An 11,479-nucleotide genomic window follows, 5' to 3' on the forward strand; every position below is an offset into this window, starting at 1 on the left:
TAATAGTAATAAGAGAACGCTTGATAAAGAAAAAAGATAGAGAAAAATATAAAAATAAATAACTCTATCAAAGAATAAGAATAAAGAATATATTCAAAAAAGTTTGTTATTAAATTAGCCGATTTTGGCGACATTAGCACGATGGTCCCACCTGATCCCATGCCGAACTCAGAAGTGAAACGTCGTAGCGCCGATGGTAGTGTGGGGTCTCCCCATGTGAGAGTAGGTCATCGCCAAATTAATTTATTTCGTAAGAATGGGCGGTTAGCTCAGTTGGGAGAGCATCTGCCTTACAAGCAGGGGGTCACTGGTTCGAGCCCAGTACCGCCCACCATTTTTACTAAGAAAAAGAAGAACTGCAATGCGGTTCTTTTTTTGTGTGAATTTTTTGTAAAAAGATTTTTTATTTCATTTATGCTAAATAAATTATTTAGTAAAATTAAAAGACTAGGTTTTTGTTACCTAGTCTTTTATTTTTATCTTGAGATTATTTTGCGCGTTGTGTAAGATCAATTTGATCTAAAGGAACTAATTTAGTTTTCTTAACAAATTTGTAACCTAGATAAAGCACAAAGAATAGAGCTAAACCTAAGTAGGTAGAAATAAATGTTCCTACATCAAAACCTTTACCAGTTACTAAATCCCAGTCTTGACCTAAAATCACAAAGATTAGCATGATTAATGATAAAATCGGACCAAATGGGAAATATTTAGCTAGATAAGGTAATTGTTTACGATCAAAGTTTTGTACTGTCATTGCCTTACGGAATCTAAAGTGACAAATAGAGATTCCAATCCATGTTACAAAACCACACATTCCTGAAGCATTTAATAAGTATAAATATACATCAGACGTTTTAAATAGTGAAGTTAAGAAACAAAGAGCGGCGATTATAGAAGTACAGATTACAGCTGCAAGAGGAACTCCTGCTTTAGTAACACGTCCGAAGAATCTTGGTGCTAAACCATTTTTCCCCATTTCAAAAAGAATACGTGAAGAAGCAAATAAACCTGAATTACCTGCAGAAAGCACTGAAGTTAAGATTACTGCATTCATTACCGCAGCTGCAAAACCAAGTCCAGCTTGTTTAAAAACTAAAGTAAATGGTGAAAAACTAACATCAGTTTCATCATTTTTAAGGAGATTAGGATCTTGGTAGTTAATTAAACAACCTATTACAAATATTGCAAGTACATAGAATAGTAAAATTCTCCAGAATATTTGTCTAGTTGCTTTCGGGATACTTTTTTCCGGATTTTTCGATTCTCCGGCAGCAACTCCGATCATTTCTGTTCCTTGGAAACTAAATGCAGCAATCATTACTACACCCATCATTGCTGGGAATCCACCAACAAACGGGGCTTCACCACCAGTTAGGTTTTCAAGAACAGCAAAATCTCCTGTATGACCGTTCATAATTTTGAAGATCATGAGGAGACCTATAACAACGAAGATAATAACTGTAACAACTTTAATTAAAGCAAACCAAAATTCAGTTTCACCAAAACCTTTTACGCTAAAAAGATTTATTCCTAAAATTATTACATAGAAGATTGCAGACCAAATCCAACCAGGAACATCAGGAAACCAATATCCCATAATTAAAGCGGCTGCTACTAGCTCTACAGCTAGAGTAATTGCCCAGTTATACCAGTAATTCCATCCTTGAGCAAAACCAAATGCTTTATCAACATAGAGAGTACCAAATGTTGCAAATGATCCTGAAGTAGGATTGAATGCTGATAGTTCACCTAATGAGGTCATAATGAAGTAAACCATTAAGCCCACAAGAGCGTAGGCTAGGAGAGCTCCACCAGGACCTGCTTGAGCAATAGTTGCACCAGAAGATAAGAATAGACCTGTACCTATAGAACCACCAATTGCGATCATGGTCATGTGTCTAGCTCTTAGCTTACGGTGTAATTTATGTTCTTTGTTTATTTCTGCCATAATTATATTAGCAATTTAATGAAAAAAGGCATAACCACTAAGTTAAACAAAGAAAATATTACATCTGTAAAGAGTGACTTATTTTCTTTGTTTTCAAAAAATAAAGTAACAACTTTACAAAATGATCTCAAGGATATGCTAATGGATTATTGATAAAATCAATAACTAATTAACTTAAATAGAGTTATCAATGCGATAAATTATACAACAAAATGAGAAAAATATCTTAAGAGATTTTGTTAAAAATTCTTCTATTTTTGTGGTAAAAGTAAAAAATATAATTAAATTCAGCCATAAATTAAGTATAATATATCATGAATTAAAATATTTAATTGCACGGGAGAATTTAATGCAACCTTTATATAACTTTGATGTATCTGAGATTAAAGTAATAGCTACTGATTTAGATGGTACAGCACTGGGAAAAGATCATAAATTAGCTCCAGAAACCGTAAATGTATTTAATCTATTAGTAGAAAAAGGTTACAAAGTAATTTTAGCAACTGGTAGACCGTATCGTGATGTTATTGGAATTGAAGAAAATGTAAAGTATAGCTTACCTCTAGTAACTTCTAATGGTGCTATGCTGAATAATGCTGAGCCTGCTGAGGATATGGTTATTTACTTACCTGAAGATATAGCTAGAGATGTATGCCATAACATTAAAGCTGATGATCTAATTTTTAATGTGTATACAAAAAACCACTGGTTTGTAAATGAGCCTAATGAAGAGGTAGCAAGATTTTTCTCTGATTCACACTTTGAATATAATTTATTAAATATAGATTTATTAAAGTTTGATGAGATTGTAAAATTATTCTTCATAGATGCTGATTGTCCGGTAGAACCTAATGCTAAGTCTGAAAAATTAAATAAATTACAAGAGTTAATTTATCAGCGTTATGGTGATAAGGTTGAATGCGTGTTCTCACAAGTGAATTGTTTAGAAATTAATGCTGCCGGAGTAACTAAAGCTAATACGATCCAAAAGTATATTAATCATTTTGGTTATCAAAATGATAAAAATCTAATTTGTTTTGGTGATGGTATGAACGATGCTCATATGATGGAAACAGCCAAATATGGATTTGTGATGCAAGATGCTGATCCAAAACTAAAAGCTCATGTTGAAAACTTATCACATGTGCATGTAGTAGGAAAAAATACCGATTTAATGGTAGCTCGTATTTGTAATCAATTATTTAATTTAGGGGCTGATTTAGAGCCTTATTTTACGCAAGAATAAATAAGAAAAAAGAGTAGTGGTGATCACTACTCTTTTTCTATTTGAAAAACTTTTGTAAAAAGTTTTGTGCTAGTTCTGCTGGTGAGTGTTCTAAGATTTGTGTTCTTAGATCACTACTAGCTTTTTTTTGCTTATTGAGATCTAAATCTTGATTAAAACTCGCTTGAGAATATTGTTTTTCATGAAAACCTAAAGCTTGAGTAATTAATTGCTTTTTAACAAAATCTTGTTTATTGACAAAGTTTAAAGCGGTATTACGAGCTAACCTTAATAAAGGATTTTGATTACAGAAGGTATGTTTTATCACAGCCATACTTTCTGAAATCAATAAAGCTTTAGTTTTTCTTTCTCGAGCCCAAGAGTCGAGTTTTGCTCGTTCAATTCCCTGATTATAACGATAATAATCACGAATTAAATCAGCTAATCTCCAAGCGTCTGCAAAGCCTAGATTTACTCCTTGTCCAGCTAGAGGATGAATAGTATGAGCTGCATCTCCAATAATAGCAAGATTATCTTGTGCAATGCTTTGGGCATATTGTTTTGCTAGAGGATAAGAAGTTGGGGTGCTAATTAACTTAGGTACTCCTAACCCTTTATGGAAACAAGCATAAACTTGTTGACAAAATTCTTCTGGAGATAAATTTAAAGCAAAGTCACTAATATTATTATTTAATGACCAGACAATTGATACTTGATTCTTTTGAGCTAGAGGTAAGTAGGCAAGTATGCCATTTTTATGAAAGCTTTGATAACAAGTATTATTGTGAGCTTCAGGTAATTCTAAAACACAGGTGATTGCGGTTTGTGAATATTCATGTCTCTCAACCCCAATATTTAAAGCTTTACGGATAAAACTATTACCTCCATCAGCAGCTATTAAAAAAGTACTGAGAATTTGACTTGAATCTTCTAAAGTTAAAAAGTGTTTACTTTGTAAAGCTTGATAGGCAACAACTTTTTGTTCTAAGTAATTTAGATTGCTTTGTGGATTATTTTCTAAAAATACTTGTATGCTTTGCCATAAAGCTTGTTCAAGAGCACTATTTATGACATTGTAACCTAAAACTTGCTGATTTACATCTTTGTGTGTAAATTCTAAGTAACCATTTTCGTCTTTTTCCCATACTTTCATCGCATAGTAAGGGGTGAAATCCTGAGCATTTAAATTATCCCATACTCCCAGAGCGGTTAAAAATTCTTTTGAAGCAAGGTTTAGAGCTACTACACGATTAGCTGGATGAGGTAATGCTATGCTAGGTTGTCCAATTAATGTAACTTGGTATCCTTGCTTTAATAAGTCTAAGGTTAAACTTAAACCAACCAAACCCGTACCCACAACTGTTATATCTGCTTCTTGTAACATGTTGTTTCTCTAATTAAATTGATTGTAAATATTGTAATATTTTATAAGCAAAAGGTAGCTTTTCTCTTTTTACATAACCAAGTGATGGTGAAACTATGAGATCTTGTAAAAAAGTATAGTTAATTAAGTGATATAAACCAAGATTAGGAATAGTCTCACCAAAAGTAGCTTGCTGACTAAACTCTTTAGCAAGAAGATTTGTGCGATTAAATACTTCTGTAGCTACTGGAAAGTGTTCATAATGGTACTCTTGAGCAATAAGATTAGCACTTTGCTTAAATCCATCTTTACTTATAGCTTTTACTTTAGTTAAAGCTTTAAGAAAGTTCTGAATACTAAGAACACCAAGATTAAAACCTTGACCAGAAACCGGATGTAAAGTATGAGCAGCATTACCAAGGTAAACTAAATTAAGATCATGTAATTTAGTTTGTAATTGAGCATCTAAACGAAAGCACATCATTTTACTATATTTACTAATGTAATGCTTTTGTATAGGTTCAAGAGTACTAGTTTTCATATTCTGGAGAGCTAGTTTTTGATCATGACTATCTTTTACATTAATAGCTTTTTCTAAGGTATGTTCACCAATTTCTTTTAAACTTTGGTTTAATTGCTCAATTATTTGCTCCCCTTGAGTTTCTAATTGTGCATAAGAGTATTCTTGATTGGTACAATAAACAATGCATGCTTGATAATCGCTTTTTGGTAAAAAAGCTATTGGACCTTGAGGAGTAAAATATTCAATCGCTAAATTATTTAAGGGGGCAGACAATTCGACATCAGCAATCACCCCAAATTGTTGATGAGCTTCAAGTTTTAAGCTGGCTTGATAATTTTCTAATCCATCAATGTGTTTAGCTCCATTAGCAATAATTGCTAATTTAGTGCTAATTGTTTCTTTACGCTGAGATTTTAGATCTTCTAATTCAAGAATACGGTAATCTCCACTCTGATCAAAGCCACTGGTTGTTTTGATAACATTGGTGCCAAAGGCAATATCAATTTGTACCTGAGGGTTATAATTTTTTAAATCCTCATGGATATATTGAGCTAAGTTTAAGAGATCATTTTGTAGATTACTTAAATCAATAACTCCACCAAATTGATCTACATAGTGTTTGTGAGCTTCAAGAATTAAACTCTGTTTATACCCTTGATTTTTGACAAGGATATTTTTAATTGGCTTTAAATTTTGTGCTAAATATTTTAAGGCATTTATTGGTAAAGGAAGGCTATTAAAATACTCAAGAGTATTTTGGTTTAAAGCAATAGATCTTCCTGGTAAATATTTAGTTTCATTTTCTTTTTCAACTAAGAGAATTGAATTTAAATAGCCATCTTTTAGATATGGATATAATCCTAGGAGGAGAGATAGACCTGTAGCTCCTCCCCCGACAATAACTATATCGTAATTTATAGAATTCATTTTTTACTTCGTCTCTCTTTTTATGACCTTACTATTATAACTTAAAACCCTGTTAAAGCATTTGTTCTCCACAATTTTTTTGCGACTTTAGGTTCAAAGCTAAATAATTTTTGGATTGTCTTGATTAGAGATAGAACTAGAAACTGTAAGCTTTTTTCTGAGTACAAGATTATCGGCAATTAAATACGAATCAGTAAAGCTTAACCCTTGTGAGGAATAAGTTATAGCTAAAGGCATACCTTCAAGCAGAAGACTTGTTGGCGTTAAAATCATCCCTGAATTTAAGTTTTCTACAGTTAGTTGATATTGATCCCAAGTAAAAACTAATTTGTTTTCTTGATATCCTATCTCGATTTTATAATCTAAATGCTTTAAAGTTTGATAAACTTGCTCTAACTCTGAATTGGATTTGTCTTGAGTATACTCTTGTCCCGTGAGGGCATTACCTATAGCTTGATAGATTTGTTGTACTAAGTCATGTGACTCTAAAGATAATTGTTCATCAAGAGCCTTTAAATGCTTATTATTCTTTTGTAAGTAGAATAAATTAAACATTTTACTTATGGTAGGTAAAGACGCTTTGATCTTTAGTGAAAATTCACTAGAGTCATTAACTATAGCACTTATAACTAGATGTAAGAGAGGAATATTAGGTCTTAGTGACCTTTGTACATTTGTTTCTAGTTTGCTTAACTTTTCGTTAATTAAGGTTAATGTTGGTTGCTCGCATAATGGAAGTGAACTTGTAGTTTCAAGATGTTCGAAAATCTGTTGGTCAAAATTATTTTGCGTTTGCGTACCCCTTTTACGCTCAGGATTTTCGTGCTTTTGTTTACTAACTTGATTTTTTTTAGGTTCTAGATAGTAGTTACGAGCTAAATGAGTTTGATAACCAAGGTATTGAGCATAGGTATCAATATAAACTGCTTGTTCTAAAAGATTTATGCGTTTTAGTTGCTGTTGTAAGTATTCCTGATACTCTTCTTTTATAAGTTGACTAGAAACTTGAAGTTGAGGATCTAAATGTTGTTTTAAAATAATCGTTTGAGCAAGATTATGTTTAGTCTCTAAATTTAAGTAAGAAGTATCCTCTAGAGGTGGATGCTTTTTCTCTAATTCTCTAGTTTCAATAGTAAAACTTAAATCGTTTAAGTTCAGTTTTAAAGCTTGTTCAGTTATGCTTGCTTGGGCTTTATTAGGGTTAAAGCTAAGAGGAGTATTTTGCCAAAACATATTATGTACAAAAGCTAGATTTTCACTTGCATGTTGGATAGCTCTTTGTTCAACATAAGATAAGTTTCTATTTAGTTGTAGAGCTGTTAAGGCAATAAAGTAAGGATCTACAGCTTTGGTATTTAGAGTTTTTTTCGAGAGAAGAGAGTTTATAACAGCAGGAGGAATTAAATCTGTAACAGGAAGATTATTATCACTGTAAATAGTATAAGGACTTCTTTGTTGTTCAAGGAGTTGCTTACTATTATTACCAAGGTGATAAGTAATCTGATTAATTTGAGCAAAGTATTTGGTGATATCAGTATCACTAAAATAAGTAAAATTTATCTCGTAGATCTTACTTAATTCTTGAATTTGATTTAAGGCTTCTACTGAACTAGGAGCATTAAAGAATTTTAAGTTAAGTTCTGTAGTTAGTTTTTTCTCAATTAAAACAAATACAAACTCTTGAAGAGATGATACTGGAAAGAGCTTTTTAATATTTAATTGTTGACTAGCTAACCAAGTAAAGGTAATTTCTTGACTACCAAAATAGTTTGGTTTTAGAGTTTTACTTAAGAGATTATTAACCTGAGCTTGGGTTATTTCTGGGTGATTAATTTGAATCAGTGCTACTGTGTTTTCAGGAAGCTTTTGTTCTAAGGCTTGTAGTTTTTTACTAAAATGCGATAAGGGGAGTTCACTAAGGTATCTAAGTTCCATAAGCAAGAAAGAGGTATAGAGTGTTTATCTATACCTCGAGAATAAAATTTAAAGAGAAATTAAGAAGGCATTTGTTAAATCGTAAGTATCAGCCGGATAAGCTAATCCTTTAACAAAGCATTCATATGTTAATACGGCATTTAAAACAATAAAAGCAGAGGTGTCATCAAATAAATTCGCAAGATTAAAGTTTAAACTTAAAAGATTATCAGAATCTTCTGGATATGCCATTAATTGAATCATGAGGATTTGGCTAGATTGTTCAATAATGGTAGCTAAATTAAATAAAGATTGCAGTAAAGCTTGACTCTCTAGTTTTTCCTCACTAGTTAAGTTATTAGCATTATTTTGTACTAAATAACTACCCATAGTTGCTACAGCTAAAGTAAAGTCTTTAATCATTACGAGCAGATTGAAAGGATCACTTGCTTGTTCATTATTGTGGTTTAAGAAAGTTGTAAAGAGATTAGAAATTCTAAAATTATCTATATCCATTAAATCTTGTAAAAATGAAGTACGTAATTTTTCACAAGTTAATAAGAATTGGTTGTCTAGTCCTTCTAATTGTGCATTAGTATCTCCTTCAGCCATAAATTTAACATATTTTTCAAATTCACTAGAGCTTAAAGTTGGATCTAATGCCCAAGTATAGATAAGACCTAACACCATGTTTACCGTAAAAAATGGATGATCGGCAAATCTTTGGTCAAAGAGCTGTCTTAATTCTTCAACTGCTGATTGTTTAGATTTAAACAGAAGGTTAACTTCTTGATCTTGCTCTTTTCTTAAGCGATTTAAAGCTAAGATTAGTTCTGTAACTAGCTCATCATCTCCTGAATAAGCAAGATGCCCAAAATTTAATTTGGTTGCATATTTTGAGAGATCCTGGTGCTCGTGTCCACAACCACATCCATGGTGGTGATGTTCATGTTCTGCAGATTCTGTTTTACTAGAGCATGAACCATGATCATGATTGCAACCACAAGAGTGATGTTGGTGTTCATGATCACAATTGCATGAGTGATGCTGGTGTTCGTGATCACAACCACAAGAATGGTGATTATGCTCATGTTCATGATTACAGTTACAGTTAGTATGGTGTTGTGCGTTTGTAGTCATATCTTTAGATCTTATTTTGTAGGAATAGAGATTAAAATTTCAAAAATGGAATCAAACATTAAACCCGAATTATTATTTCTATAAGTAGGGTAGTTGATAGTTTTCTTCCCATATAAGGTTAATTCAGGAATTAATTCAAGTAAGAGGTTATAGTTAACACTACTAGAGAAGTTTTCTACTTTAAAACGAGAAGAAATATCAAAAATAGCATTTTGGATGAGTTTTACTACCGGACTATCTTCTAGGGTTTCAAGATAAGTATTTACTATTTGTAGATAAACTTTTAAATCTTCTACAAGTAGTTTGACTCCTTGACTAAAGTGATCAAGGGATTCAAGAATAAGTTTTGGCGTTGTTGTAGGTAATGTTAGTTTATATTCGTTAATAATTGCATTAAATGAATTTGCAAATTCAAATAAGTTTTGAGCTGTATCAGATAAACCAACTGGATTATAGTGGGCAATAATTGCTGACGGACTAAAATTAGCGTAACCTAAACAGTCAATTAAATATTCTTGTACTGCTTGGTGTTCTTGAATTTCGATTCTTAGAATTACTTTAGCAAGAATTTGTCCAAACGTAGAAGCAAAGTTTAAATTATAGTTTTGACAATAAGTGTGTAAATCTATAAGAGCTTGATGCTCTGTTAATTCCCACTTTTTTGAAATATTTAAAGCTTGTTGAGGATTTTCTAAAAAGAAAAACGGAATATAAATTTCATGATGATTGCAAGAACAATTTGTATGATGAACATGATCATGTTTATGTAGCATATTATTTACCAATACAGAAAGTGCTAAAAATACTAGTTAAAAGATCATCAGCGGTAAATCTACCTGTAATTTCTGATAGCTTTTGTTGTGCCATACGCAGATCGTCGGCAATAAGTTCTGGAGAAACTCCTTGACGCATATAGAAGCTAGCATTATTGAAGTATTCTAAAGCTTGACTAATTGCTTGTAAGTGTCTTTGTCTTGCGATAATAGTCCCTTCACTTGAATTATTATAGCCAATAATTTCTTTTAGAGCATTTTTTAAGAGGTCTAAACCTGCTTGAGTTTGTGCTGATAAACCTATGGAGTAAACATTTCCTTGTTTATTAGACCAAGGAGTTTCATTTCTTTGATCTATTTTATTTGTAATTAGGATTTTTGAAATATCTTTTTCAAAAATACTTTCAGGAAGTAATGCTAGTTCCTTGGTAAAGTCTGCGTTTTCAGAAACTATGATGATAACATCTGCTTTTTCCATTGCTTGGTAAGCACGCTCAATACCAATTAGCTCAACTTTATCGGTAGTTTCTCTTAATCCTGCTGTATCAATAATATGTAAAGGTAAGCCGTCAATTTGAATAAACTCTTTTAGAGTATCTCTAGTAGTTCCGGCAATTTCTGTAACTATAGCTGATTGTTCACCTGAAAGGGCATTGAGTAAGGATGATTTCCCAGCATTTGGTTGTCCTACGATAACCGCATTGATTCCATCACGTAAGATTTTACCTTGTTGAGCACTATTTTTAATTTCAAGTAATTTATTTTGTAAGCTGTATAATTTTTTTTGAACAAAACTATCAGCTAAGATATCAATTTCTTCGTCAGGGAAATCCATACCCGCTTCTAGGTAAGTGCGCAGATGGATTAACTCATTGACAATAATTGTAACTTTGTCCGAGAAAGCACCTTGGAGTGAATTGATAGCTCCTTTAGCAGCTTGTAAGCTATTAGCATTGATTAAGTCGGCAATGGCTTCAGCTTGGACTAAATCCATTTTTCCATTCATAAATGCTTGTTGAGAAAACTCTCCAGGCTGAGCATAACGTGCTAAGTTAGTGCTTACAATAAACTCTTGTAAAGCTTGTTGAACTACTGGACCACCATGTCCTTGAAACTCAATTACATCCTCTCCCGTAAATGAATGTGGATTAGGGAAAAATATTGCTAATCCATAGTCTAAAGGTTGTTCGCCATCAGTGTAAAATGGGAGATAAGTAGCATATCTTGGTTTAAGGTCTGTGCGGGTAATCTTTTTTGCAATTTCTTTAGCATTAGGACCTGAAACTCTAATAATTCCTACAGAACCTCTTCCAATTGCTGTTGCTTGAGCAACAATAGTTTCAGTATTATTAGACATATAATTATCTCTTATTGTAATAAAGGCGACGCTGAATACAGCGACGCCTTTAAGTTGTGATAAATCATATTACTTTGTTGCAATTATCTTTTTCTACGAGGTGCTGTAATAGGGCGATCTACCACTTTATAAGTTGGTAATAAATTGTTAGCGTATAAATACGTTAATTTTCTATTATAGTAAATAATAAAGATAATAGTAATAATATTAGATACTATATAGTATAAAATTAATCCTGATGGTAAGAATAAGAAGAAAACGATGAAGATATATGGCATCATTTTCATAATTTTTCTTTGTAATGGA

Annotated in this window: 8 protein-coding genes, 1 tRNA gene and 1 rRNA gene; 3 read left to right on the forward strand and 7 right to left on the reverse strand. The window is 32.1% G+C overall.

Translation table 11 applies throughout. The features are described from left to right. Positions 1-123 precede the first annotated feature (123 nt). Both rrf and CKF59_RS03060 read left to right on the forward strand, forming a co-directional pair. Positions 124-239: ribosomal RNA gene (gene rrf, locus CKF59_RS03055) — 5S ribosomal RNA — on the forward strand. A 19-nt stretch (positions 240-258) separates the two neighbouring features. After that, positions 259-334: transfer RNA gene (locus tag CKF59_RS03060), tRNA-Val, on the forward strand. A gap of 153 nt (positions 335-487) precedes the next feature. Here the strand turns inward: CKF59_RS03060 and CKF59_RS03065 are convergent. Then, positions 488-1,951 carry an amino acid permease gene (locus CKF59_RS03065; RefSeq protein WP_119534514.1) on the reverse strand — a complete coding sequence of 488 codons (1,464 nt, stop codon included), beginning with the start codon at positions 1,949-1,951 and terminating at the stop codon, positions 488-490. A gap of 349 nt (positions 1,952-2,300) precedes the next feature. Here CKF59_RS03065 and CKF59_RS03070 point away from each other — a divergent pair, with 349 nt between their 5' ends. Then, on the forward strand, positions 2,301-3,197 hold the full coding sequence (locus tag CKF59_RS03070; RefSeq protein WP_119534515.1) for a Cof-type HAD-IIB family hydrolase: 897 nt from the start codon (positions 2,301-2,303) through the stop codon (positions 3,195-3,197). 37 nt (positions 3,198-3,234) lie between these two features. Here the strand turns inward: CKF59_RS03070 and CKF59_RS03075 are convergent, their stop codons facing one another. The 6 genes from CKF59_RS03075 to mnmE form a co-directional block, all read right to left on the reverse strand. Beyond that, complete coding sequence (locus CKF59_RS03075) at positions 3,235-4,560, reverse strand: FAD-dependent monooxygenase (RefSeq protein ID WP_119534516.1); 1,326 nt, start codon at positions 4,558-4,560, stop codon at positions 3,235-3,237. A 13-nt stretch (positions 4,561-4,573) separates the two neighbouring features. Beyond that, positions 4,574-5,989, reverse strand: coding sequence for an FAD-dependent monooxygenase (locus tag CKF59_RS03080; protein WP_119534517.1), 1,416 nt, complete (start codon positions 5,987-5,989; stop codon positions 4,574-4,576). Between the two features lie 99 nt (positions 5,990-6,088). Next, positions 6,089-7,924, reverse strand: a complete 1,836-nt coding sequence (locus CKF59_RS03085) for a hypothetical protein (protein WP_119534518.1) — start codon at positions 7,922-7,924, stop codon at positions 6,089-6,091. A 48-nt stretch (positions 7,925-7,972) separates the two neighbouring features. Further along, complete coding sequence (locus CKF59_RS03090; protein WP_119534519.1) at positions 7,973-9,043, reverse strand: hypothetical protein; 1,071 nt, start codon at positions 9,041-9,043, stop codon at positions 7,973-7,975. A gap of 11 nt (positions 9,044-9,054) precedes the next feature. Beyond that, the gene (locus CKF59_RS03095; protein WP_119534520.1) at positions 9,055-9,816 is read right to left on the reverse strand and encodes a hypothetical protein; all 762 of its coding nucleotides are present in this window, start codon (positions 9,814-9,816) and stop codon (positions 9,055-9,057) included. Position 9,817: 1 nt separating this feature from the next. Then, positions 9,818-11,173, reverse strand: a complete 1,356-nt coding sequence (gene mnmE / locus CKF59_RS03100; protein WP_119534521.1) for a tRNA uridine-5-carboxymethylaminomethyl(34) synthesis GTPase MnmE — start codon at positions 11,171-11,173, stop codon at positions 9,818-9,820. Positions 11,174-11,479: the final 306 nt, after the last annotated feature.

Origin of the sequence: Psittacicella gerlachiana, from assembly GCF_003585965.1 — a bacterium.
Taxonomy (GTDB): Bacteria; Pseudomonadota; Gammaproteobacteria; order Enterobacterales; family Psittacicellaceae; genus Psittacicella; species Psittacicella gerlachiana.

What these genes read in the sequence shown, in the direction of transcription:
- CKF59_RS03070 (WP_119534515.1), top strand. Translation starts at nt 2,301, where the DNA reads ATGCAACCTTTATATAACTTTGATGTATCTGAGATTAAAGTAATAGCT.
- CKF59_RS03080 (WP_119534517.1), bottom strand. Translation starts at nt 5,989, where the DNA reads ATGAATTCTATAAATTACGATATAGTTATTGTCGGGGGAGGAGCTACA.
- mnmE (WP_119534521.1), bottom strand. Translation starts at nt 11,173, where the DNA reads ATGTCTAATAATACTGAAACTATTGTTGCTCAAGCAACAGCAATTGGA.
- CKF59_RS03095 (WP_119534520.1), bottom strand. Translation starts at nt 9,816, where the DNA reads ATGCTACATAAACATGATCATGTTCATCATACAAATTGTTCTTGCAAT.
- CKF59_RS03075 (WP_119534516.1), bottom strand. Translation starts at nt 4,560, where the DNA reads ATGTTACAAGAAGCAGATATAACAGTTGTGGGTACGGGTTTGGTTGGT.
- CKF59_RS03090 (WP_119534519.1), bottom strand. Translation starts at nt 9,043, where the DNA reads ATGACTACAAACGCACAACACCATACTAACTGTAACTGTAATCATGAA.
- CKF59_RS03065 (WP_119534514.1), bottom strand. Translation starts at nt 1,951, where the DNA reads ATGGCAGAAATAAACAAAGAACATAAATTACACCGTAAGCTAAGAGCT.
- CKF59_RS03085 (WP_119534518.1), bottom strand. Translation starts at nt 7,924, where the DNA reads ATGGAACTTAGATACCTTAGTGAACTCCCCTTATCGCATTTTAGTAAA.